The following is a 22,819-nucleotide window of genomic DNA, read 5'->3' as shown; positions in this document are numbered from 1 at the left end:
ATTTATTCGGGTTTAAGAGGGCCGAAACGGGCCGGGAGATAAGAATGAAATACTTGATACCGATCGTATTGATGCTGTTGTCACAAACGCCCGCACTGGCTAACTCCGCCTATGAAAACCTGGCCTTTGCGCTGAGGCAGCAAAAAATCACCGATGACCTGCGCCACAAGTGCCAGATACCGTCGACGGTAACCGATGAACAATTGCAGAGACGCTTTCTGGACAGCACCCATGATAATTCTGCCGTGCTGTCAGCCGTAAAAGCGCTGACCGAAAATAATCAAAAGCGTTATCAGACCTTCCTGAGCCAGGTCAAATGCCCGGAGTAACCAGCAGAGCCCAGGGTTAAAATGCTGTCACGCGAATAAATGCACGCTAGCCGGAGGGTAACTATGTTGCGTCATGTAAGGAATGCATGGAGTGGGTCTTTCTGGATGTTAATTTCAAGCCAGGCGGCGCTTGGCGCAGAAGTTAACGACAATCGCGACAAGCTTGATGATGATCCGACCAAGGTGACGACCAAAGTAGGTGTCTCGTGGTCGGACACCTATGACATGGACGACAGCAATCTCTCTTTCTCAGGCTCGGTCGCGCTGGACCCGGCAAAAAAACTGAACGCACGTGTTAACAGTGATGCCAGCGAGTGGCGTGTGGGCGGCTCATGGCTGTTTCCGGTAGGCATCGTTAACTTTAATTTTGGCAAAAACGAATATACCAATGGTGCAACGCAGACTAACTATTCCATTGGAACCTTTGTCCCACTCAGCTATTTCGGCTTCGCACCTGCCGGTTTCCAGATATTCCCAATGGCCGGATACACCTACAACACCGGTGAGATAACCGGTTGCAGCACCGGAAATGCAGCTGACTGTAAAGCGCCTCAGTTCGCCGATGGTATTCCTTCTGAGTATGGATTCAGCACGATCACCACCTCCGGCAGCAGTGGGTATCTTGGTGCCTTTACCCTCCGACCGCTGACGCCTGACATTACGATGATCGGCTTTGCGGCAGGCTCTTATGGATCAAAAAATGAGAAGGGGGAGAATTACCAGGGTTATTTTGGCGGGCTTGGTGCAGGTTATCGGTTTGATGAGCACAGTTCAGTAAACCTTCTGACGTTCGTTATGGACAACAACACCTATCTGGACGATCCCGATACACGCTTTCTGATTTCGTATACCTGGCAATTTCAATAATACGCATTGAAGGCTGCCTTACGGATGGATTTACCGCCAGGCAAAGTACGGCTTCTGGAGGCAAAATGATTAAAGCGGTGATGTGTATATGCGGTTGTCTGTTGTTCTTCACGTTACAAGATGCGCTTGGCGCGGAGCCGCGTCAGGCTCCCTCGGCGCAGGAAAAAGCGCGTACGTTATATCTGCTTAATCAGCCAGTAGTGATGCTGCAGGCAAAATTTGGTCTTACCACGCCAGAGGAGCGGATCCAGCGAATCGTGACGATATTGCGCTCGCTCAATGATAATGATCTCGCTCAGTCGGTAGAGATGCACAATGTGACGCGCTACCGACAGCCAGTCGTGCTTTTTTCTATCAACGGCAAACCTTTTATGTTGCTCGCTGAGAATGACCTGGATGAAGGGGATGATCTGACGCTTGCGCAGGCGGCGGAACGCGTCAGACTCCGTCTGGACACACTTCGACAATCATTGTCTGAGCAGTATTCATCGCGTTACCTGCTGCTCTCAGCGGGTAAAAGCTTTTTGGGTGCTCTGTTACTGCTCGCTTTCATCCTGTTTGCCCTGCGCTCCTACGCCTGGCTGAAGCGGATATATGCCGTAAGGCGTGCTCAGCGGAAAAGTATCATTCCTGGCGCACTGCGCGCCTTTCTCGGTCCCATTGAGGTAAGGCTGTATGCCATTGTTCTTATCTCGGCTTTCCTCGTGTCATTTTACATCTGGGTCAGCTGGGTGTTGCGGCTGTTTCCCTGGACGCGAATTTGGGGCATGGAGCTGGGAGGTTATGCGCTAGGGCTGTTGCAACGCCTGGGCATGGCCATACTTTCCGCTCTGCCAGGCATGCTGATTGTTGTCGTCATCTTCCTCATAACGGCGCTGGTGACGCGATTGCTCAGACTGGTGCTCAGGCGAGTCGAGACCGGGCAGTTACACCTGTCGGGCCTGCATCCAGATACCGTTGGCGTCACCCGTAAACTGATCAGCGTAGTCATCTGGTTATTCGCCTTGTCGGCGGCTTATCCGTTTTTACCCGGGGCTAACTCGCTCGCCTTCAAAGGGATAAGCGTTTTCTTCGGGCTGATGCTGACGTTGGGATCGGCAGGCGTGATGAACCATGCTATGAGCGGGTTGGTGCTGACCTATTCTCGCGCACTGCGAAAAGGCGAAGTTATCAGGATTGCCGATCATGAGGGTGTCGTCAGCGAGGTGGGCATGCTGGCAACTAAAATTCTGACCCGCGAGAACTACGAGGTTACGGTTCCCAACGCGGTTGTCGTCAGCGGCAGAATTGTGAACCTGAGCGCAACGTTGAAAGGCGACGGCGTTAACATGACGACCAGCGTCACCATTGGTTATGACACGCCCTGGCGGCAGGTTGAAGCGATGCTGGAGCTTGCCGCCAGTCGCACACCGGGGATTAATCGCAGCATTTCTCCACTGGTGCGCCAGTTGGCGCTGCAGGACTGGTATGTGGCGTATGAACTCCAGGTCCGGCTTCAGGCGGGAGAATCACTGGCTGGGGTAAGAAGTATTCTCCACGGCCATATACAGGATGTGTTCAACGAATTCGGCGTGCAGATCATGTCTCCTAACTTCATCAGTCAGCCTGAGCAGCCGGTGATCGTGACAAAATCAAAATGGTTTACGCCTCCTGCGAACCAGGATGCTTCTGACCGTTCGCGATAGGGATTAAGCAGGGTTTTGCTTTGCCCACTGGTTACGACCCTGCTGCTTTGCCCGGTAGAGCGCGTTATCAGCTCGGTTAATAATTCCGGCAGCACTCTCACTGCTGCTGCCTGAAAGAGCAATGCCCATGCTGACGGTGACTCTATTGCTGACTTCTGATGCGAGATGCGGCAGCGCTGTTGCGTGCAGACTCGCCTGGATACGCTCCGCAACCAGAGCAGCTTCGTCCAGAGAGGCAGTTGGCAGCACGACCACAAACTCTTCCCCTCCGTAGCGTGCTACCAGATCTGCCGGCGTGCGAACCGACGATTTCAAAACGCCGGCTACCTTTGCCAGACAATCATCCCCGGCCTGATGGCCATAATGGTCGTTGTAGCGTTTGAAATAGTCCACATCGAGCATGATCAGTGCAAACGGTAAAGCTTGGCGGATAGCGTCATCCAGATAGTTTTCCATTGACCGCCGGTTTGCTGTCCCGGTGAGTGCATCCTGATGCGCCATAACATCAAGCATTGCAATAAGCATCCGGTTCTCCTGATAACGACGCCAGGCTTCATCAAACCAGCGCTGTAGGATATAGCGGCCATAAATGAGAATGGTTGTGAGGATGAGCCAGACCAGTAAGAATCGCACGCTGATGCCCTGATTCAGTTGCATACTTGCCAGCAAAGCGGTCAACCATAACGGGGTCAGGAATAGCATAAGAGCAGGTGGGTGATAATAAAGCGCAGCCAGCGCGGTGAGCATAAGGATTACACTGAGGGGCCAGGCAAATGGCAGGTGCCACCAGACGATAAAATGATAGCTGCAGTAGCTCCACATCAAACTGAGAATCAGCAACAAACCCATACTTACTGGTGTAAATCTGGCTGGAAGACGATAGATAAAAAATGCCAGTAAAAAGGAGAAAGCAATGATGCCAACCGCAATGCCATTAATGAGAGGAAGTATTTCTGCCTGGTCGCTGATTGAACGGTCAAAACCGCTGATGAGGACATTGCGAAAAAAAATTATTAGAGCAAAGCTGACGTTCACAAACGTGAACCAGGGAATACTTACGAATAGCGCCTGCCTGACCATATCATTACGGTCTTGCCATACTATGGCCGTATCAAAAGCACGATGTCGACCGCCAGAACTCTGATCCATCCCTGATGGCCTCTCAAATGAATAATTACTCTTCAGTGTAATAGAGGGGCAACTTTCAAGGCAGAAATGTTGAACCAGATTATGAAAGCCAAAAAATTGCAAACCCCTGATGAACACTAAATTCCACTCTATATCGATTGAATTTAATTAACTTTTTGTTTTTAATGCAAAAATGTTTTAAGTGAGCAGTGTGAAGGATATGTCATAAAACCTTCTTTAAATGAAAATGAGTGTATGGGCTTCTGCGAGTAGAAAAAATCGTCGTCATCAGCCTATTGTCTCTTTGAAACGTGCATAAAAAGAACTCAGGAAGTGGATAGCTATGAAGATTTTGACAAAAAATTTGCGGGGGCATATAAGGGGGAGGGCGTGAGTTTGTGACACTATTTTTTCTTTTAAATCAGTGTTTTTTTTGTATCTGGAATTCAGCTTAGGCATTTGCTGAACTGCTTGTTCAAAACGTCTTTACGGGAATTTTGCTCCTCCGAATCACGTCAAAGCTTAGATTTCAGCAAGCCATTCAACCACGTCTCAACGCGATCAGGTCGCTGGTCCTCACTGGTCCACGCGTCGATAACCTGCAATTCAGGCGCTAACTTGATTAGCCCAGCCTCATTCATATCCGTAAACTGACGTCCCTGCTTTTCCCGCTCGCCCATGCCATATTTAAACGACACATAAAGTACGCCGCCTGGTTTCAGGGCCGTTGCTACTTTTCTCATCACCGATGGCAGCTCAGTCAAAGGCACATGCAACAAGGAAGCACAGCACCAAATTCCATCGTAACGTGCTTCAGCATGCAGATCCTGAAATCGCATCTGCCGGATCGCCAATCCGCTATAAGCACTCGCTAGCGCCACTAATTCAGCCGAGGCATCAAAAGCTTCAACCTCAAAACCGCACTCAAAAAATGCTTTTGCGTCGCGCCCTGATCCGCAACCTGCATCCAGAACTCGCGCCCCGGCAGGCAGCAATGCCGTGAAGCGATCACGAACCGAAGACATCTCAACCGCAACGGTATCATCAAAAAATTGCTGCGCATTGCGCTGATAGAAATCTTGCGTGGTCAAAAAAGTTCATCTCCACAAGCTTGAGGATGCCAGATATGGAACAGCTTATTATTGCGAGCAGATTGCCAGGCGGTATTGAGAAAGCTGCGGCGTGCAATGTCGCTTTTACCGGTTTGCTTGATAAGCGTTTCACGCAGCGGTAAATGGCTGTTAATAAAGTACTCGTTACGCTTATGTAATCGTTCTAACAACAGCTGGGAGGGCACATGTGCAAATTTCCCCTCTTTGCCGCGATTACAGTTTTGGCAGGCCAATACCAGATTCCACACACCATTAATATTTGCCACGTAATCACGTGCTGACCAAGGAATGAAATGATCGACATCGGTTAAATCGATGTCACCGCTAGCCAGACTCACCGGACGGAAGCAATAAAAGCAGCGACCTTTCTGATAGCCATTCAGGCTGTTACGGCAGCTGGTGATATCGACGCGGCGATCGTTTTTACGGGTGAACAATATCTGCTGAGTATCGTCATATTCTACCGCCAGCAAATGGCTCGACACGCCCATTTCCCATGCACGTTCCACTAAGCGCCAGCGAGCATCGGTTTCATGAATCAGGTTTTGGAATTGTTGGGTTTCAGTCAGTTTGAAAAATGCATCCGTCAGGCGAATTCCTTTATGGCTTTTGCGTTCATCGACGAAGAATCGCACATCGATTTCAGCACGGTTGACGTTATGAAAGGCATCAATCACATTGGCAAATCCACGCTTAACCGTCACATTGAGCAGGTCATCTTCACTCATTTCACCGCGATTAAATCGGCTGCACGCATCAATAAACTGGCTGCTTCTAACGGTTATTTGTTTTGGCGCGTGTTCGAGATGGCGACATAAATGCTGGCTAAACGGGGGCGCCAGTTCATCCATCGTAATACGTTCTTTTTCCTGCGAGTGCAGATCATAAAGTGCGTGGGCGAGGGCAAACTTATACGAAGCAACGTTGTTGCCAAACAGAATAACGCCGCGCCAGTAGTTTTCCAGCGAAGGATCGGCCTGATAAAAATGCATGTTTCGTGTCCTGTGGCGTAGCCGATTTGCGAGTCGGCTTCCAAATTACTGCAACACGTAACAGCTTTGCATAATGTTTGCGAAAATTCACCTTGGGTAAGCCTGCATAAAGCGGTGAGCTATTTAGGGTGGCAAATAAAGTGAAGGAGGCATTTTCAAAGGGATGTCGCCTTTTTAACAAAAGCCAAGCGGCGATAGTTCCCAAAAAGTTATTATCTCGCTCTTCACAACAAAGGACTCTGTTATGAACTGCACCACTGCAATCTCATCTCAAACCCGCTGGGGGATTATTCTGCTTGGCGTGCTGGCAGGCTTGTTATGGGCCGTCGCTGAAACAACCATCTTCTCTGACTCCACACAAATCTATCTGAAAGTATTCGCGCTTGGTTTTTCCAGCGTCGTTGCCTGCACGGCTATTCAAATACGATCGCGGGTGAGTTGGTTGGCAGCGTTAGCCGTGTTGCCATTTTTGGCTTTGATGACTGGCTGGTTGCGCTGGAATAATGAGACGATCGGCAATATTCGAATTATCTCGGTGGCGGTGCTCTGGCTTTATTTGCTGATGCCGTTACTGCAAGTCTGGACGACTAAAAAAGGGCCGCGTCCTGCGGCTGCGATCGTTGCGGCGCTGTGGGGCAACAGCTTTGCGCTGCTGGTCACCGCATTAGCCACCGGCGTATTGTGGCTGCTGCTGGTGTTCTGGAGCGGCTTGTTTAATCTGATCGGCATTAAAATATTTGAATGGCTGTTCTTTAAAAATGACTTTTTCCCGCCAATTGCAACAGGCGCGGTGATCGCTGCCGGGATTGTGCTCTCTCGTCAGCAAATCATTATCAGCCAGATGTTTCGCCGCTTAATCACTCTGCTGATGCGCGCCATGCTGGTGATGCACGCGCTGGTTTCACTGCTGTTCCTGGCGTCGCTGCCTTTAACTGGACTGGCGATCATTCCTGAGCAAGTCTCATCTACCGTGCTGCTTACCAGCATGGCGGTGGCGATGATGATCATGACGGCAATGGTCTGTTCTGGTGATGACGAGACGTTAAATTCTCCGCTGTGGTTGCACAAAATCGTGGTGCTGGCGCAATGGCTGGCGCCGGTTTTTGCTGGATTAGCCTGTTACACCTTAGGGTTGCGTGTGGCGCAATATGGCTGGACGGTGGATCGCGTAACGGCAGCAGTCATGGTGGCGTTGGCGCTGCTCTGGACTTTCGCTTGCACAGGATTGCGCCGCAAAGCCTGGCAAAAAAGCATCAGCGTTGATCAACTCACCGCCACAATGTTAGCGCTGTCGGCGCTGTGCTGGCTGTTGCTGCACAGCCCGGTTATCGATCCTTATCGTATCAGCATCAATAACCAGCTTTCGCGACTCGAACAAGGGGTGCAGAAAGCTGATGAGGATGATCTCTCTATGTTCAGCAGCGCCGGGCGACGTGGGCAGCAGGCGCTGAAACTGTTGCAGCAACATCCAGAATGGTTAACCGAGCCGAGATTGCTGTACGCATGGCAAGGCAATATGCACAGCAAAGCAGCATCCGAAGCAGGCAGTAAAATGCTGCGTGAGCGGATCAAACAGCGGGCAGATAGCGCTTCGCCACCCGAAGATTGGTGGCAAACGGAACACCATAATAACAATTATCGTGTTAGCGCCTGCTTGCTTAGCAAGGCAGATTGCACCGTGTGGGCGATGGATCTGAATGGCGACGGGCAACCTGAAGTGCTGCTTTTTAATCGCGAAAAGCATCAGATTGTGGTGTATGCGCATTATCAAGATCGTTGGGACGAAGTAGGGGTAATTGCAGCGGCGGTCAGTAATACGGTATTTGAACAGGCAGTAAAGCAGGGCAAGCTCAATAGCGTAGAAAAACCGTGGCGGGACTTAGAGATCGATGGTCAACGCTATCCGGTGGAGTATCAATATCAGCATGAAGCGCTGAAGTAAGAGACCACTACGATTCCATAATGACAAGCCAACAATAACCGCCGGCTCACGCATTTAATTGGCTTTAAGGATAAGACGAGTAACCCAATAAAAAGGCTGCCATCGGCAGCCTTTCTCAAATCCAATCAGTGCAAACAACACTGCTTAAACTTTTTCCCGCTGCCGCATGGGCAGGGATCATTCCTGCCTGGCAACTTATCTGCCACGATCGGCTTTTGCACCATTGGAATCGCTTCTGGCTGTGAAATCCAGTGATCATGCAGCGCCAGTGCAGCAGGGCGGATGGCATCAATGCTGGCTTCCATTTCGTCTGGCGACAGCGCATCAATTTTCTCAAGGTTCTCTTCAGATCCATGCAGAGCGATGGCATCCAGTGCTGGCTGCAGCTCCTGTGGCAGGGCAGACCAGTCAGTCAGCGCCACGCCGCGCATGTAGCCAAAGCACCACTCTTCCACGACGGTGAATTCCAGACCTTCCATCTCGCGGATGCCAAATACCGGTTCAAACTGCTCCGGGAACTCGGAAAGGCGATCGGCAATGTCGTTCATGTGCTGAAAGCAGAGTTCCATAAAGCGCGTCATCTCGCGCTCGTTGGTCCATTTCGGAATATGCTTTTGGCCGCCCCACATGGCGACCAGCCACTCGCTGGGTTCAACCGTTGTCGGGCCCGAAAGCACGGCAGTCAACAGGCCGTCCAATTCAGAGACATCCAGTATCGACGCTTCACTGCCGTGTTTTTCCAGCATCTCTTCAAGCCATTCCAGCTCTTTCTCGGACAGTGGGCCTTCTTTCATACGGTTGCCTCCCGGGCATTTCATTAATCAGAAAAAACCGCAGCAGTGTACACGCCTATCCACTCAACGTCAGGTATATACCCGCCATACTTAAGGGTGCAGCAAGGCGCGTCGCCTCTGCACCCAAGCTTAAAGTATACCGGGTATAAAACGATTAATTTAAATCAGCGCGATCCAGGCCATACGCTTTATCCAGCGCGCCAGGCTCCATCTGTGAAAGCACCATCAGGCGGTTCCAGCTGTTGATGACGGAAATAGCCATCGCTAATTCTGAGATTTCGACCTCTGAAAAGTGCTCGCTCACGGCGTGATAAAGTTCATCCGAAACCCCATGCGCATTAATACGCGTTAGCGCTTCAGTTAATGCCAAGGCGGCTTTCTCTTTCGCACTAAATAACGGCGATTCACGCCATACGGCAACATGATAAATACGCAGTTCGCGTTCGCCGTCCAGTTTGGCTTGTTTGATGTGCATATCGACACAAAAGGTGCAGCCATTTAACTGTGAAGCACGGATATCAATCAGATGCTTCATCATGCTGTCGATGGCGCTTTTATGTGAAGCCAGGGTGACGTCGCTAAGCGATTTAACCAAGCCAGGAATCGTTTTAAAGTGATTTACACGTGATGTCATGATGGTGCCCTCAGTTAATTAAACAGATGATCAATGCATTGCAATGCATGAGGTAAGGCGGTTTGACGGCTCACAGGATCGTGTGTGCCGTCGACTCGAATAAACTTCACATCGTCAATGCCGATATAAGCCAGTGCGGTGCGAATATAGGGCGTGAACTGATCGTCCTGTATGAAAGGTCCTTGGGCAAAAACGCTGCCGCTGGCAACCACGCAATAAACCTGTTTGTTATTCACCAAGCCAATCTTGCTGCCTTCGGCCGTGAAGGCGAAGGTGCGCCCAGCGCGGGTGATATGGTCAAACCAGGCTTTAAGGACCGATGGCAACCCGAGGTTCCACATCGGTGATGCGATCACCAGCAGATCCGTTTCCAGCAGTTGATCAACCAGATGCTCCGACGTCGCGATTGCCTCGCACTGTTCTGCGGTCCGGCTGTCAGCGGGGGTAAAGAATGCGCCGATTGTGAATGCATCAAGGTGCGGTAACGGATCGCGGGAAAGATCAATCACGGTTTCAACCAAGGCGGGATGGCGCAGCTTGAGTTTGTCTACCAAATAAGATGAAGCGGTACGCGAGGCGGAACCTGCGAGATCAGGACTGACTTTGATATGCAGCAGTTTCATTACTTTTCCTCTTCAAGATGTACGGTTGTGCTGGTAATGGCGCAACGAATGCAGGCATCTTAGCGAGATATGACTGAGGTAAAAGGGTCAAAACTGATGAAAACAGGTAGGACATAGGCGTGGGCTATAAAGAGATCTACGCGCGCTATCGCCAACAGATTATGGCGGGCGCGCTGAAGCCGGGCGACAAAGTGCCCGCCATTCGGGTGCTGGCTGAAGAGTTAAAGGTGGCGAGGAAAACCGTTGAAGCGGCCTACGCCGTGTTGATCGGTGAAGGTTATTTGGTCAGTCAGGGCGCGAAAGGCACGCGCGTAAATCCCGATCTGGTGATCTCGCGACGAGAGCCAGCCGAAGAACCCGCGCCGTTAGCAGACAGCAGCCTAAACCAGCTAACCGGATTGCGTGATAATCCTGGGGAAATGCGGCTGGGTATTCCCTCGCTGGATGAGTTTCCGCTGAAAAAATGGTTACTGATTTCCGGCAAAGTGGCGCGCAGCCTGCGCCCGGAAGAGATGACGAACCAGCCAGTAACCGGTTACGCACCGCTGCGCGAAGCCATCGCCGGTTATCTAAACATCTCACGTGGTCTCGATTGTCAGCCAGAGCAGGTGTTTATCACCAGCGGTTATCGCGCCAATTTACGGCTGATTCTGCAGGTGCTGGCGCAGCCGAGCGATAAGGTGATATTTGAAGATCCCGGCTATTTTTTTGGTCAGAAATTATTGAAGCGTATTGCGCCTAACCTGCATTATGCGCCGGTTGATCGTCAGGGGATCAACGTTGATTATCTGCTGCGGTATCATGCGGATGCGCGTTTCCTGATTACCACGCCAACGCATCATAGCCCGCTGGCAGTCACGCTCTCATTGCCACGTAAACATCAGTTGCTGGCATGGGCGCAAGAGAATCAATCATGGATCATTGAGGATGATTACGACGGCGAATTTCACTACACCAAAAAGGTGATCCCGGCGCTGAAAAGCCTCGATCATGACGATCGGGTGATCTACATCGGCACCTTCAGTAAAACGGTGATGCCCGCGCTACGGATCGGCTATATCGTGATGCCAAAAGAGACCGTTTCTCGCTTTAAAGAGTTGGGCGAAATCACAGAAACGGGCTTGTCACTGCTACCGCAAAAGATCCTGGCGCAATTTCTCAGCGAGGGACACTTTTACAAGCACATTAAAAAGATGCGAACGCTTTATCAGCAGCGCCGCCGCCTGATGCTGGACGCGCTTAACCGGCTGTTTCCTGAGACGTTCAGCTATGAACTGAGTGATGGTGGCATGCACATTGTCGCGTTTTTGCGGCGCGGCACGCAGGATGTCGCGCTAGCAGAACTCTGGCAGGCGCAGCAGTTGCAGGTGTTTTCTTTGTCGGCATGGTACACGCAGACGCAGAAACGCTATGGCCTGATCATTGGTTACACCAATATTCGTTCAGAACAGCAGGCGATGACTTTGTTGCAGCGGGTGCAGCAGCCAACGTTGGCCTTGCTGCAGCAGGCAAACTAACGCCAAAACCGCGCTACAGCGCTGTTGCGCTTTATGGTATCTTGCGCCGCATTCGATGTTTTATTGACCGCCTAACCTCTTCACCAAAAAACGATAAACGGGCATTTTTGCTTTCACCAGGATGGACAGTTTGACGCACTTTTTTGCCCGCTATCTCACTGCGCAGAATACGCTGTGGGGCGACCTGTTACTGCGGTTTTTAGCGGTGGTATTTTGCTCGTTCCTGCTTTCTGCCTGCGGCACGCTGTCGCAAACCTCTGCACCGGTAGGCGATCGGGTTTATCTCATGCATGACACCTTTCATGAAAACGTTGATGACATCGTGCGTCATTACATGCAGGAGAAACAGGTTTCTGGCATCAGCATTGCGATTATCCATCGCGGCGGGCCGGCGCAATTTTATTCTTTTGGCGTTACGGATGATCTGCACCGTTATCCGATCACCCCTGATACGCTGTTTGCGCTGGGATCGCTAAGTAAAGGCGTGACGGCAGAAGTCATTATCCAACTGGTGAATCAGGGCCAGCTACATTGGAATGACACGCTAAAAGCGTTGTTGCCAGATAATGTGAAGCTAAGCGCAGATGCACAGCGCATTACGTTGTTGCAGCTGGTAACACACACGTCTGGCTTACCGCGTCAGGATATGGATTTGCCGATGCTGCGCCAGTTTATGCGCTATCTAGGGAACGGTGAAAACTTCTATGGCAGCCTTGATAGCGATGCATTGCTGGAATATCTGGCGGATTTCTCCGCACCCGCAGTGCAGGTGCCGCACTACTCCAATCTCGGTTATGCGCTGCTTGGCTACATCCTACAGCACCGTTTTCACCAGGATATTCAGACGCTGGCATCAAACCTGATATTCACCCCGCTACAGATGAGCCAAAGCAGCTTCAAGCCAGAACAACTTGCTGCTTATCCCTGGCGTGCGCTGGGCCACGCAGGCGATCAGCCCAAATTTATTGCCCGCGGTACGCTGACGCCGGATTGGCATTTCAAAGGTAACATGGTGGCGGCGGCCAGCCTTTATAGCAACGCACGCGATCTGATTACTTATTTGCAGGCGCATTTAGCGGCAACGGATAATCCCGCCTTAAATCAGGCTTTCGAGGCGGTAAATCACCCTTGGTATCAGTATGGTACTCAGGCACAAAATATCGCCTGGGTAACCGATGAGCTGGACGGCCAAAAAATTACTTATCAGGTGGGTTATATTGGCGGTTATTCCAGTTTTATTGGCTACGATAAACGTAACGGGAATGCCATTGTGGTATTACAGAATGCGTTTAACTGGAGCAATTATCTGGGCATTGCCTTGCTGGTGGATTTGGCCGCTAAAGCGCGAGTTAATCAGCGCTAGCCGGAGAATAGCGTCGCGTTTCCTTACACTTAGCTGAAAAGTGCAGGGAACTGAGTTGCTGTACAGAATGTCTATCTCTTGGTCTACTGTTACTCATACTAATTCAACGTGGAAATCATTATGCGCAGGACTCACATCGCTTTTCTTTCAGTAGGATTACTGTTTGGCTCATTGAGCCTTGTTACCGCTGCTCAAGCCGCCAATGAAGGCACTGACACCGTGCCGCCGCCGCCGCAAATTCAGCAGGCCGATCCCAACGCGCAGCCAGATGCTAATGCCGCGCAGCCAGATGCCACAACACCACAGCCACAAGCACCGTCTTCACAATCTAATGATGGCATTACGCCGACTACGCCAGCGCAGCCTGATGCGAATGCGCCAACCGGCACGCCAAACTACGATCTCACCACCATCATTATCGATTACAAAGAGTACAAAGTGGGCGATACCGTGCCGCAGCAGTACACCGAAAAAACGTACACCATCACTGAATGGCAAAAACGTAATCTGCCTGCGCCACAAGAAAATACCCATTGGGCTTACATCAACGCCAACTACATTTTGATTACCAATGACACCGGTAAAATTGTTATGGGTAAATCAGGCGATATTTTCTTCCGTGGATAAATAAAAGAGCCGGTCGAGATGACCGGCTCTTTTGTTAGCCAAAGCGCTCGGCGCGGAAAGCGGCCAGCATAGGATGCTTCTCTCCGGTAACAATCTCATCCGCCAGTAGTTCTCCGACGATCAATGCCAACGTTGCGCCCGAATGGGTAAACGCCACAAAACAGCCCGGCACTTTCTCCAGCTCACCCAACACGGGATCGCCATCGCCTGGGATCGGTTTTAATCCCAGCTTCCAGCTTTCCGCTTTCAGTGGTGTGCCAGCGCGCAGCAGCTTGCTGGCTTCCTGCGCCAGTTGTGCCACTACGCTTTCTTCGATCTGATAAGTGCCATCCGCTTGCAGTTTGATGTCGTTTTCATACCAGTCATGATCCAGCGCGTAACGCTTGCCGGGATTGGGCCGCACCGCCGCGCGCGGGGTATTCAGCACTGTTTTTAGCGGTTGATCGCTTGCCTCTGTAATCACCAACATGGAAACCGGCGATCCGTTGGGAAGGGTGACACCCAGCGGCGCGACCACATCTGGCGTCCAGGGACCGCAGGCAACCAGCACGGCATCCGCCGCTATTTCGCCTTTATCATAGCGGATTCCTTTCGCGCGACCTTGTTCGACAATGACACTGGCTTTGCCGGCGTGCTCAATAATTTCACCGCCCAGCGCACGAAACTGCCCAGACAGATGCGCGATCAAATGCGGCAAGCTGACCCAACCTTCGCCGGGATTAAAAATCGCTTCTTCTGCCATCGCTTGCGGATCGACACCTTTATCGACCTGCGCCACGGTAGCGGGCGTAATCAAATGCGAATCGTAGCCGTGCGCTTTTTCGTAAGCGTGGCGCGCCTGTGTTCCCGCCACATCGTTGGCAGACCAGCAAAGGCCGCCATCAAAACGCAGCCAGTCACGTGTAGGATCGGCAGCAAACAGCGTACGATAGCGATCAATACCCGCCATACGCAGGGCGTGGTAAGGCTTCGATCGTTCACCTGCGGAGTTTAGCCACGACAGCGAACGTCCCGAAGCCCCAGAACACAACGCAGCTTCTGTTAACAAGGTGACTTTCGCACCGCGCTTTGTCAGTTCTAACGCACTAGAAACCCCTAATACACCGCCACCCAGCACCAAGACGTGCATGTCGTTTTTTACCGCCATTGTTAAGTTCCTTACGTTTAAAAGTGGGGAAGGATTACAGCACTTCCGAAAGAAAACGTTGCAGACGCGGCGATTGCGGCGCGTCAAAAATAGCGCTGGGCGAACCGGCTTCGACAATCTCACCTTCGTCCATAAACACCACCTGATCGGCAACCTTGCGCGCAAAGCCCATCTCATGTGTGACCACCACCATCGTCATGCCGCGGCGACATAAATCAGCCATCAATGTCAGCACGCCTTTCACCAATTCGGGATCAAGCGCCGAGGTCGCTTCATCAAACAGCATGACTTCAGGATCCATCGCTAACGCGCGGGCAATCGCTACACGCTGCTGTTGTCCGCCAGAGAGATCGCGGGGGTGTTGATCGGCGCGCGGGCCTAATCCCACTTCCTCCAGCCGCTGGCGGGCAATCGCAAACGCCTGCGCTTTCGGCAGCCCTTTGACTTTCCACGGTGCCAGCGCCACGTTTTCCAGCGCGCTGTGATCCGGGAACAGATTGAAGTGCTGAAAAACCATGCCGATGCGCAGCCTTAATGCGTCGGGCTTGTCACGCAGCACTGATCGATCCGCCAGAAATACATCGCCCGACTTGGGTTCATGCAGCCGGTTGATCCCACGCAGCAGCGTCGATTTACCCGAGCCGGATGGTCCAATAATGCAGGTGGTGGTGCCAGGCGCGATCTTCAGCGAGACACCGCGCAGGACGTCGATCGGCCCGTAAGCCAGTGTGAGGTCACGCAATTCCAGGCTGGCGCCATGCCAGTTGGCCTGAGCAGGCTGCTCGGCGAGACGTGTTTGGCTCATCATTGCCCCCGATCGCTGATTAATGGATTGGTCGCCAGTGTGTTATTGGGCAGCTTTTGCACTTCGTCCACCTCTTTTAACCCACTTTGCGGTGCGCTAAGACGGCGGCGGCCGGTGCGATAGCGCACATCGACATAGTTCACCATGTGGGTAAGCGGCACGGTAATCACCAGATAAAACAGGCCAGCCAGCATCAGCGGTGAAAGGTTGCCGGTGAGTACTGCTGCATCCTGGCCCACGCGGAACAGCTCGCGCTGGTTGGTCATCAAACCCAGCAGATAAACCAGTGACGAATCTTTAATGATGGCAATGAACTGGTTCACGATAGCGGGCAGCACGCGGCGAATCCCTTGTGGGATCACGACCAGTCGCATCGCGCGTCCATAACTCATGCCAAGTGCACGACAGGCTTCCATTTGGCCGCGCTCAACGCTTTGAATACCGGAACGGAAAATTTCACCCATATAAGCGCTGGCAATCAGGCTGAGCGCAAAAATGCCAAGCGGGTAGGGCGTAGGGCCAAACAGCTGATAGCTGAAACGCGCCAGGCCTTGACCAATCAGCAGAATGGTCAGAATGGAGGGCAGGCCGCGAAACAGATCGGTGTAAAGACGAGCGGGTATACGCAGCCAGCGTGAGGGCGAAATGCCCATCAGCGCCAGCAGCAAGCCAAACAGCGTGCCGAGCAGCGTAGCGGCAAGCGAGATGATCAACGTGTTCACCAGGCCCGTCGCCAGCAGTTGCGGCAGCACCTCCATCATCGAAGGAAAATCGAAAAAGGTGCGAGAAAGAATTGTGAAAAGATCCATCGCCATTCTCCAGTCAGTACGGATGAGGTTGGCGCAAAACGCTAAGCGTCTGCGTTAAGACTGGCCGTCGGGTAGATATTGTTTTGGCATTGGCGAGCCAGGGAACCATTTCTGGTAAAGCTGTTTCCAGGTGCCATCCTGCATCGCGGCTTTGATGGCCTTATCCAGCGCGGCTTTGAATTCAGGTTTACCTTTGGCGATGGCGACGCCAGCGGGCGCATCAAACGAGGGAATGTCGGCGGCAGAAACCAGTTTGAAGCGTTCGGCATAGCTTTTGGCCGCTTCGTAATCGAGGAATACGGCATCAAGCGTGCCGTTGTTCAGCGCAGAGATTGCGGCGTTGTTATCGGGAAAACGCACCAGATCGCTTTGGGTGAAATGCTGTGCCGCGTAGTTTTCCTGCAAAGTGCCTTGAATCACACCCAGACGGCGTTTAGCTAACGTCTCCACGTTCTTTACGCCGCTGTCGCTGCGGGTAAGCACCGTAAGATAACCGGCGAGATATCCGGTCGAGAAATCCACGGTTTTTTCCCGTGCCGGCGTAATGCCGATAGCCGCTACCGCCGCATCATATTGCCCGTTAGCCACGGCTGGCATGATTGCCGAGAAGTCCTGACCAATAAAATCGACGTTATCGATCCCCATGCGATGGGCCACGTTTTTGAAGAATTCGACGTCGAAGCCGGTAAACTGACCGCTGGCGTCGGTGAAGGTGTAAGGCTTGGAATCCCCCACGCTGGCAACACGCAGATGGCCGGGTTCAATCAAGCCGTAAGGATTGGCGGTTGACGCCGCCAGCGTGCTGAACGAAAGCGAACACAGGGCGATGGAGGTGCAGAGCAGTTTGCTCAGAGTCATTTGCGATTTCATAGCTCATCCGTTTTGCAGGTTAAACATCAGAGACAGTTGAGCCGGAAATTTATTTTTGAGACCGGTCTCAACATAAGTGACACCTTGATGACGTTGTCGTTGTGAGACCGGTCTCAAGGGGTTAGAATGAGTTTAAGCACAGCCTTTTTTCAACGTCAATCTTCCTGTCATCAACTTGTGATTCGAAATAATTATGACCAACCTGAAATCGCGTTCAAAAGCACCAACCGTGGCTGATGTGGCACGGGCAGCAAATGTTTCAAAAGCGCAGGCAGCGCGGGCGCTTGGCGGTTATGGCGCGGTCAGTGATGAGGTTCAGGATCGTGTCAACAGCGCGGCGTCGCAGTTAGGGTATCGGCCCAATGAATTGGCGCGCAGCATGAATACCGGGCGCTCCAACACCATTGGCGTGATTGTGGGTGATATCGAAAATCCGCATTTTGGTCTGGCGCTGCGCGGCATGGCCGATGTTGCGCGTCTGGCGGGCTTCCATCTGCTGTTGAGCAACAGCGATGAAAAATCGCTGGCCGAGCAGGAAGCGGTTCGCGTGATGCTGGAAAAGCAGGTGGACGGCATTATTGTTGCGCCTAGCTGTTCGGACCAGCAGAAGAACAGTCATTTAATGCAGGTTCTGGCAGAAGGCCGGGCGCTTAAATTGTTTGATCGTGCCGTCATTGGTTTAGATGTGGAAGCGATTTGCTGCGAATTTACCGGCGTTGCTCGACAAGCAACACAGCAGTTGATCAGCGTTGGACATCAGCAAATAGCCTACGTCACCAGTATGGAACTGGATCGGGACTATCAGGAATCGGCTGATTTCGGTTTAACACCGGTGGCGCAGCGTGTGGGCGGCATGATGCAGGCGTTTGCTGAAGCGGAATTGCCGTTTGATCCGGGATTGGTGCAGGTGAATGCGCAGGATGAAAAGCAGATTGCGCGTATCGTTGATGCATTATGGCAGCGATCGCAGCCGCCCAGCGCACTGATTGCGTCTGACAGCGTGGTAGCGATGTGGCTGCTGCGAGAAATCACGCGGCGCGGGCTGCGTATCCCACAGGATGTTTCCTTCATGATGTACGATAACTTCCCGTGGAGCGAAGTGGTGACACCGCCGCTGACGGTGGTGGCGCAACCGGTGTATGAAATGGGACGCGAAGCGGCACGGCGCTTGATTGCTGAGATTCGCGGCGAATCGCCCGGACCGATGCCACACTTTGAGGCAGAATTAATGGTGCGGCAATCCATTGCCGCGCCAAAGCTTAATAACTCGATTTAGTCGCTGACGGGGTGCCGCTTTTGAAATGCGCTAAGCGACTGTCCAGCGCCGAGGTGTAGAGCATGGTATCGACGCCGACGGCGACAAAATTCGCACCCCAGCTGATTGCCCGCTCCGCCATCGCAATATTCACCGCCAGAAAGCCTGCGGCTTTACCGGCACGACGTATGCGCCTGATGCTTTGCTCAATGAGCATTTGCACCTCGGGATGATCGGCATTATCGGGATGACCCAGTGACGCCGACAGATCCGCTGGACCGATAAAGATGCCATCAACGCCTTCTACTTCGAGCAGGGCGTCCAGATTCTCAATTGCCGTTTTGCTCTCAGCCTGAATCAGCAGGCAGAGCTCATCATTGGCACGCGCCATGTAATTCTCCACCCGGCCCCAGCGCGCCGCACGTGCAACGCCGGCTCCTACGCCGCGCGTACCCAGCGGCGGGTAACGCGTAGCCGCGACCAGCGCGCGCGCCTGCTCGGCGGTGTCGATCATTGGTACCAGCAAGGTGCGCGCCCCAATATCTAAAACCTGTTTGATCAGCGCGGTTTGAAACTCCACCGGGCGAATCACCGGTTGGCTGCGATAGGGCGCAATTGCCTGGAGCTGATGATAAAGGTCCTGCACGGTATTGGGCGCGTGCTCACCATCCACTAATAACCAGTCATAACCGCTGGTGGCAGCGATCTCAGCCAGATAAGACGACGTGCTGCTGAGCCATAAACCAATCTGCGTTTCACCCCTGGCCAGCCCGGCTTTAAAGGGATTGTGTAATGGATCCTGCATGTTGCCTCCTGTATTAATGACTTGCCTGCTGAGGTTGCGGCGCGCTGCGTCCGACCTTCAGGCTGAGAATAAGCATTGAACCTATTGCCGCGATCAGCGCCAACGCCAGCAATCCGGCGCTGCTGCTGCTGAACGCTATTTCCGCATTTACGCGAATCAGCGGGGCTAGGAAGCCGCCCACGGCACCAAACAGGTTGACGAAGCCGATACCTGCTGCCAGTGCGGTACCCGATAACAATTGGGTTGGCATGGTCCAGAACACCGGCTGTACGGCGATAAAACCCACCGCCGCTACGCTAAGCGCAATCATCGCCAGCAGCGGCGAAACCAGACCTGAAATGCCAATGCCCAATGCCGCGGCCAGCAAGGTAAAGGCCGCGACGCGACGCCGCTCGCCGCTGCGGTCGGAATAACGGGGAATCAGCCAGGTTCCGAACAATGCGGCGATCCACGGAATTGCCGCAACCAGTGAGGCTGTAAAGCCCACTTTGGTGCCAAGCAGGGCGGCGACCTGAGAAGGCAGAAAGAAGATCAATCCATATACTGCGATCTGGATGGTCATGTAGATGATGGCCAGCTGCCAAACGCGGCCATTACGCAGCGCATCGCGCAGGTGCGCCGTGGGTTTTTGCTGCTCTTCAGTGATGAGTTGCTGCTGCAAAGCCTGTTTTTCGGCGGTGCTTAGAAAGCGTGCTTCGGCAGGCGTGTTGTCGAGATAACCGAAGGTGAAAATACCCGCCGCGACCGCCAGCAAACCTTCAATGATAAACATCCAGAACCAGCCGGGATGGCCGAGGAAACCGTGCATTTCAAGCAGCGCACCGGAGAGCGGCGACCCCAGTGTTAAAGCCAGCGGCGCCCCCATGTAAAATAATCCCATCACGCTGGCGCGCTGTTGTTGTGGAAACCACTGTGACGTCAGATAGATCATGCCTGGAAAGAAGCCCGCTTCTGCTGCGCCAAGCAAGGTACGCACCAGCAGAAATTTTGCTTCGGTATCGGCAAAAGCCATCGACGCAGAGAGAAAGCCCCACAGTAAGGTGGTGCCGCCAATCCAACTGCGCGCGCCAAAGCGGCGCATCAGCAAATTAGCGGGTACGCCAAGCAGCGCGTAAATCACAAAGAAAATACCGGCCCCTAAAGCGTAGGCTTCGTTGCTCAGGCCGGTATCCAGCTGGTACGCCTCTTTAGCAAAGCCGATATTGGCGCGATCGAGAAACGCCAACACGTAGAGCATCAACATGAACGGAATGAGGCGGGCGCGATTTTTCTTCACTGCGCTTTTCAACGCACTTTGCACCGGTGTATTCATCGGAATGATCCTCATGAACCCGGCTGCGATCGCCGATCGCAGCCGAAGCTATTAATGATGGTAAGGGCGCTTCAGGCCATCGCGGTTCAGCTCAACGCCGAAACCGGGTTTATCCAGCGCAGATTTATGCAACCGACCGTTTTCAGGGACGGGTTCGTTGATCAGCAGAGGATCGAACTGCGGACGCAGCGTGCTGCAATCGGGGCTGGTCATCAGGAATTCACTGAACGGGCTATTGGTAAACGTGATGACGGCATGATGCGAATAGACTGACGATCCGTGTGGCACCACCAGCTGTCCACGCGATTTAGCCAGCGCGGCGACTTCAACCAGCGTGGTCAAGCCACCACACCAGCCAACATCAGGCTGCAAAATATCGATGCCGGTGTCCGCTAGCGTGCGGAACGATTGCAGCGTGCCGTGATGTTCACCGCTGGTAATCAGCATGCCTGGCGGTGCCTGGCGTTTAAGCTGCGCGTAGCCTTCAAACTGCTGCGGCGGTAAACACTCTTCCAGCCATTTAACGTTGTAGGGCGCGCAGGCGTGCGCCAGTTTGGTGGCGAAATTGACGTCCTGACTCATCCAGCAATCCAGCATTAGCCAGAAATCAGGACCGCAGCTTTCGCGATAGTGGGCGATGCGTGCAACCTCTTTGCGAATACCTTCGTCGCCGTCGTGCGGTCCCCATTGCACCGCCATTTTCCCGCCGATGAACCCCATTTTTTGCGCCAGATCGGGACGTGCGCCGGTCGCGTAAAATTGCAACTCATCACGCACCGCGCCGCCGAGCAACTGATAAACCGGCAGATTGGTGACGTTGCCAAACAGATCCCACAGCGCTAAATCTACGCAGGAAATCGTATTCATCACCACACCGCCGGAACCGGCGTAGTACATCGTCGCGTTCATCATCTGATCGTGGATCAGTTTGATGTCGCTGACGCAGCGTCCTTCAATGAAGCGATTCAGGTGATTTTCGACAATGAAACAGCCCATTTCACCGCCAGTGGTGATCGCAAAGCCGGTTTGACCATTCTCCGCTTCCACTTCCACCACTAACGTACCGAGCACATTGATGCCAAATGACTGGCGTGACTGCTCATACTGTTTGTATTTGCTCATTGGCGTGGCGACATGATCGTCAATCCAGTGGTTAGCACCCTGATCGTGATAATCGCCGCCAGCCGCAGCTTTCTCAGCTGTTGCTCCGCCAACAAAATAAGCGCGAACCGTTTTTATTTTAGGTAGGGACATAATGTTCTCCGAGTTATGAGGCGTGTTTTTCCGCTGGGCTGCGCCAGCCCAGCAAACGAGAAATATCGCGAGCGCAGGCAATAGCCAGGCCCGCGAGGTAATCGCGCTTGTCGTCGTCAATCTCTAAACGCGTACCGACTAACGAAATCGCGGCGACCAACTGCTGACGGGCGTCAAAAATCGGCGCAGCAACGCAGCGCACATCAGGAAAATCTTCACCATTATCAAAGCTCCAACCCTGACGGCGAATGCGAGCCAGTTCGGTATACAAGGCATCTGCGCTGCGTAAGGAGGTGGGCGTAACGGCAACAAAGCGCAGCGATTCAATGATGCGCGCCTGCTCTTCGGCCGGTTGCCAGGCCAGCAGGCACTTGCCAATACCGGAGCGATACAGCGACAGGCTTTTTCCTTCGTGCGAACGCACGCTGATGGTGGCGGCAGATTCAAGTTTGAGGATGTAACAGGCGTGACCGCTATCAATGATGCCGAGATGGCACAGCAGGTTGGTTTCCTGCATTAAACGCGTCAGGCGCGGACGGGCAATATCGCGAATATCCATGTGCTCAAGCGCATGACCCGCAAACTCCACCAGCCGCGTCCACAAACAGTAATGATCGTTACGATCAACCGTGATCAAGCGCTGTTTTTTGAGTTCAGCAAACAGCAGGTAAGCGCTGCTTTTTGGCAGCGCCAATGCCTCAATGATCTCGGCAGCGCTGCATGGCCCGTGTTGCGCAATAAAGTTGAGAATAGCGATGGCGCGCGTAAGCGCCGGAACAGGCGTCACTTCCAACATACTGGACTCCAGTCTAAGGATCTGGAGAGCAGTGTTGTGTTTTCGTTAATGGAGAAATGTGAGCTATTTCAAATTCATCGCGCCAGACCGCTTTGGGTAAACAATGGCGTACAAGAATGTGATACGTGCCGCGTTGCCAGTACAGTTGGCTGT

At 52.8% G+C, this 22,819-nt stretch carries 22 protein-coding genes; 8 read left to right on the top strand and 14 right to left on the bottom strand.

The window, feature by feature from the left end:
• Window positions 1-44: 44 nt before the first annotated feature.
• The 3 genes from MUG06_RS11445 (at window position 45) to MUG06_RS11435 (ending at window position 2,881) form a co-directional block, all read left to right on the top strand.
• The gene (locus tag MUG06_RS11445) at window positions 45-329 is read left to right on the top strand and encodes a YicS family protein (protein ID WP_243078668.1); all 285 of its coding nucleotides are present in this window, start codon (window positions 45-47) and stop codon (window positions 327-329) included.
• 105 nt (window positions 330-434) lie between these two features.
• Entirely contained in the window at window positions 435-1,196 is a 762-nt protein-coding gene (locus MUG06_RS11440) for a hypothetical protein (protein ID WP_243078667.1), read from the top strand.
• Window positions 1,197-1,276: 80 nt separating this feature from the next.
• Window positions 1,277-2,881 carry a mechanosensitive ion channel domain-containing protein gene (locus tag MUG06_RS11435; protein ID WP_243078820.1) on the top strand — a complete coding sequence of 535 codons (1,605 nt, stop codon included), beginning with the start codon at window positions 1,277-1,279 and terminating at the stop codon, window positions 2,879-2,881.
• Window positions 2,882-2,884: 3 nt separating this feature from the next.
• Here the strand turns inward: MUG06_RS11435 and MUG06_RS11430 are convergent, their stop codons facing one another.
• The 3 genes from MUG06_RS11430 to MUG06_RS11420 all read right to left on the bottom strand — a co-directional run bounded on the left by MUG06_RS11430 (window position 2,885) and on the right by MUG06_RS11420 (window position 6,113).
• Window positions 2,885-3,961, bottom strand: coding sequence for a GGDEF domain-containing protein (locus tag MUG06_RS11430; RefSeq protein WP_243078819.1), 1,077 nt, complete (start codon window positions 3,959-3,961; stop codon window positions 2,885-2,887).
• A 563-nt stretch (window positions 3,962-4,524) separates the two neighbouring features.
• On the bottom strand, window positions 4,525-5,100 hold the full coding sequence (locus MUG06_RS11425) for a class I SAM-dependent methyltransferase (RefSeq protein ID WP_243078666.1): 576 nt from the start codon (window positions 5,098-5,100) through the stop codon (window positions 4,525-4,527).
• Complete coding sequence (locus tag MUG06_RS11420) at window positions 5,097-6,113, bottom strand: HNH endonuclease (RefSeq protein WP_243078665.1); 1,017 nt, start codon at window positions 6,111-6,113, stop codon at window positions 5,097-5,099. The genes MUG06_RS11425 and MUG06_RS11420 overlap by 4 nt, the downstream gene beginning before the upstream one ends.
• Window positions 6,114-6,357: 244 nt before the next feature.
• Between MUG06_RS11420 and MUG06_RS11415 the strand changes: the two genes are divergently transcribed.
• Complete coding sequence (locus tag MUG06_RS11415) at window positions 6,358-8,055, top strand: DUF4153 domain-containing protein (RefSeq protein ID WP_243078664.1); 1,698 nt, start codon at window positions 6,358-6,360, stop codon at window positions 8,053-8,055.
• A 125-nt stretch (window positions 8,056-8,180) separates the two neighbouring features.
• On the opposite strand, the gene MUG06_RS11410 is transcribed toward MUG06_RS11415, so the two are convergent.
• The 3 genes from MUG06_RS11410 to MUG06_RS11400 all read right to left on the bottom strand — a co-directional run bounded on the left by MUG06_RS11410 (window position 8,181) and on the right by MUG06_RS11400 (window position 10,106).
• Window positions 8,181-8,849 carry a YecA family protein gene (locus MUG06_RS11410; RefSeq protein WP_215847726.1) on the bottom strand — a complete coding sequence of 223 codons (669 nt, stop codon included), beginning with the start codon at window positions 8,847-8,849 and terminating at the stop codon, window positions 8,181-8,183.
• Between the two features lie 154 nt (window positions 8,850-9,003).
• Window positions 9,004-9,483 carry a carboxymuconolactone decarboxylase family protein gene (locus MUG06_RS11405; RefSeq protein WP_215847725.1) on the bottom strand — a complete coding sequence of 160 codons (480 nt, stop codon included), beginning with the start codon at window positions 9,481-9,483 and terminating at the stop codon, window positions 9,004-9,006.
• Between the two features lie 14 nt (window positions 9,484-9,497).
• On the bottom strand, window positions 9,498-10,106 hold the full coding sequence (locus MUG06_RS11400) for an NAD(P)H-dependent oxidoreductase (RefSeq protein WP_243078663.1): 609 nt from the start codon (window positions 10,104-10,106) through the stop codon (window positions 9,498-9,500).
• Between the two features lie 119 nt (window positions 10,107-10,225).
• Here MUG06_RS11400 and MUG06_RS11395 point away from each other — a divergent pair, with 119 nt between their 5' ends.
• From MUG06_RS11395 to MUG06_RS11385, 3 genes are all read left to right on the top strand, one after another.
• Window positions 10,226-11,623, top strand: coding sequence for a PLP-dependent aminotransferase family protein (locus MUG06_RS11395; protein WP_243078662.1), 1,398 nt, complete (start codon window positions 10,226-10,228; stop codon window positions 11,621-11,623).
• A 190-nt stretch (window positions 11,624-11,813) separates the two neighbouring features.
• A complete protein-coding gene (locus MUG06_RS11390; RefSeq protein WP_243078818.1) occupies window positions 11,814-12,986 on the top strand; it encodes a serine hydrolase domain-containing protein in 1,173 nt (390 codons plus the stop codon).
• A 120-nt stretch (window positions 12,987-13,106) separates the two neighbouring features.
• The gene (locus tag MUG06_RS11385; protein WP_243078661.1) at window positions 13,107-13,613 is read left to right on the top strand and encodes an RcnB family protein; all 507 of its coding nucleotides are present in this window, start codon (window positions 13,107-13,109) and stop codon (window positions 13,611-13,613) included.
• 34 nt (window positions 13,614-13,647) lie between these two features.
• On the opposite strand, the gene MUG06_RS11380 is transcribed toward MUG06_RS11385, so the two are convergent.
• Genes MUG06_RS11380 through MUG06_RS11365 form a run of 4 tightly spaced genes read right to left on the bottom strand, consistent with a single transcriptional unit; the run spans window position 13,648 to window position 17,244 of the window.
• Window positions 13,648-14,760: an FAD-binding oxidoreductase gene (locus tag MUG06_RS11380; protein WP_243078660.1), complete on the bottom strand. Its 1,113-nt coding sequence runs from the start codon at window positions 14,758-14,760 to the stop codon at window positions 13,648-13,650.
• Window positions 14,761-14,794: 34 nt separating this feature from the next.
• A complete protein-coding gene (locus MUG06_RS11375) occupies window positions 14,795-15,565 on the bottom strand; it encodes an amino acid ABC transporter ATP-binding protein (RefSeq protein ID WP_243078659.1) in 771 nt (256 codons plus the stop codon).
• Window positions 15,565-16,374 (bottom strand): amino acid ABC transporter permease, encoded by an 810-nt coding sequence (locus MUG06_RS11370; protein WP_215847720.1) that lies wholly within the window; start codon window positions 16,372-16,374, stop codon window positions 15,565-15,567. Before MUG06_RS11370 ends, MUG06_RS11375 begins: the two co-directional genes overlap by 1 nt.
• A gap of 54 nt (window positions 16,375-16,428) precedes the next feature.
• Entirely contained in the window at window positions 16,429-17,244 is an 816-nt protein-coding gene (locus MUG06_RS11365; protein ID WP_243078658.1) for an ABC transporter substrate-binding protein, read from the bottom strand.
• 193 nt (window positions 17,245-17,437) lie between these two features.
• On the opposite strand from MUG06_RS11365, the gene MUG06_RS11360 reads away from it, so the two are divergent.
• Window positions 17,438-18,520, top strand: coding sequence for a LacI family DNA-binding transcriptional regulator (locus MUG06_RS11360; RefSeq protein ID WP_243078657.1), 1,083 nt, complete (start codon window positions 17,438-17,440; stop codon window positions 18,518-18,520).
• Here MUG06_RS11360 and yfaU read toward each other — a convergent pair.
• From yfaU to MUG06_RS11340, 4 genes are read right to left on the bottom strand one after another with little or no spacing between them, the layout of a single operon-like run.
• Window positions 18,504-19,304: a 2-keto-3-deoxy-L-rhamnonate aldolase gene (yfaU, locus tag MUG06_RS11355; protein ID WP_215847718.1), complete on the bottom strand. Its 801-nt coding sequence runs from the start codon at window positions 19,302-19,304 to the stop codon at window positions 18,504-18,506. The two genes, MUG06_RS11360 and yfaU, sit on opposite strands and share 17 nt — an antisense overlap.
• A 13-nt stretch (window positions 19,305-19,317) precedes the next feature.
• Complete coding sequence (locus tag MUG06_RS11350) at window positions 19,318-20,616, bottom strand: MFS transporter (RefSeq protein ID WP_215847717.1); 1,299 nt, start codon at window positions 20,614-20,616, stop codon at window positions 19,318-19,320.
• A 51-nt stretch (window positions 20,617-20,667) separates the two neighbouring features.
• Window positions 20,668-21,870 (bottom strand): L-rhamnonate dehydratase, encoded by a 1,203-nt coding sequence (gene rhmD, locus MUG06_RS11345; RefSeq protein ID WP_215847716.1) that lies wholly within the window; start codon window positions 21,868-21,870, stop codon window positions 20,668-20,670.
• Between the two features lie 13 nt (window positions 21,871-21,883).
• Window positions 21,884-22,666: an IclR family transcriptional regulator gene (locus tag MUG06_RS11340; protein ID WP_243078656.1), complete on the bottom strand. Its 783-nt coding sequence runs from the start codon at window positions 22,664-22,666 to the stop codon at window positions 21,884-21,886.
• Window positions 22,667-22,819: the final 153 nt, after the last annotated feature.

Origin of the sequence: Pantoea sp. MQR6 (assembly GCF_022761075.1) — a bacterium.
Classification (GTDB): domain Bacteria; phylum Pseudomonadota; class Gammaproteobacteria; order Enterobacterales; family Enterobacteriaceae; genus Pantoea; species Pantoea phytostimulans.
This window is presented reverse-complemented; position numbering and strand designations above follow the sequence as displayed.

Coding starts and splice junctions, on each gene's coding strand:
- MUG06_RS11430 (WP_243078819.1), bottom strand. CDS start 3,961: ATGGTCAGGCAGGCGCTATTCGTAAGTATTCCCTGGTTCACGTTTGTG.
- MUG06_RS11405 (WP_215847725.1), bottom strand. CDS start 9,483: ATGACATCACGTGTAAATCACTTTAAAACGATTCCTGGCTTGGTTAAA.
- MUG06_RS11350 (WP_215847717.1), bottom strand. CDS start 20,616: ATGAATACACCGGTGCAAAGTGCGTTGAAAAGCGCAGTGAAGAAAAAT.
- MUG06_RS11370 (WP_215847720.1), bottom strand. CDS start 16,374: ATGGATCTTTTCACAATTCTTTCTCGCACCTTTTTCGATTTTCCTTCG.
- yfaU (WP_215847718.1), bottom strand. CDS start 19,304: ATGCAGGATCCATTACACAATCCCTTTAAAGCCGGGCTGGCCAGGGGT.
- MUG06_RS11365 (WP_243078658.1), bottom strand. CDS start 17,244: ATGAAATCGCAAATGACTCTGAGCAAACTGCTCTGCACCTCCATCGCC.
- MUG06_RS11340 (WP_243078656.1), bottom strand. CDS start 22,666: ATGTTGGAAGTGACGCCTGTTCCGGCGCTTACGCGCGCCATCGCTATT.
- MUG06_RS11445 (WP_243078668.1), top strand. CDS start 45: ATGAAATACTTGATACCGATCGTATTGATGCTGTTGTCACAAACGCCC.
- MUG06_RS11435 (WP_243078820.1), top strand. CDS start 1,277: ATGTGTATATGCGGTTGTCTGTTGTTCTTCACGTTACAAGATGCGCTT.
- MUG06_RS11410 (WP_215847726.1), bottom strand. CDS start 8,849: ATGAAAGAAGGCCCACTGTCCGAGAAAGAGCTGGAATGGCTTGAAGAG.
- MUG06_RS11375 (WP_243078659.1), bottom strand. CDS start 15,565: ATGAGCCAAACACGTCTCGCCGAGCAGCCTGCTCAGGCCAACTGGCAT.
- MUG06_RS11385 (WP_243078661.1), top strand. CDS start 13,107: ATGCGCAGGACTCACATCGCTTTTCTTTCAGTAGGATTACTGTTTGGC.
- MUG06_RS11415 (WP_243078664.1), top strand. CDS start 6,358: ATGAACTGCACCACTGCAATCTCATCTCAAACCCGCTGGGGGATTATT.
- rhmD (WP_215847716.1), bottom strand. CDS start 21,870: ATGTCCCTACCTAAAATAAAAACGGTTCGCGCTTATTTTGTTGGCGGA.
- MUG06_RS11380 (WP_243078660.1), bottom strand. CDS start 14,760: ATGGCGGTAAAAAACGACATGCACGTCTTGGTGCTGGGTGGCGGTGTA.
- MUG06_RS11360 (WP_243078657.1), top strand. CDS start 17,438: ATGACCAACCTGAAATCGCGTTCAAAAGCACCAACCGTGGCTGATGTG.
- MUG06_RS11400 (WP_243078663.1), bottom strand. CDS start 10,106: ATGAAACTGCTGCATATCAAAGTCAGTCCTGATCTCGCAGGTTCCGCC.
- MUG06_RS11440 (WP_243078667.1), top strand. CDS start 435: ATGTTAATTTCAAGCCAGGCGGCGCTTGGCGCAGAAGTTAACGACAAT.
- MUG06_RS11420 (WP_243078665.1), bottom strand. CDS start 6,113: ATGCATTTTTATCAGGCCGATCCTTCGCTGGAAAACTACTGGCGCGGC.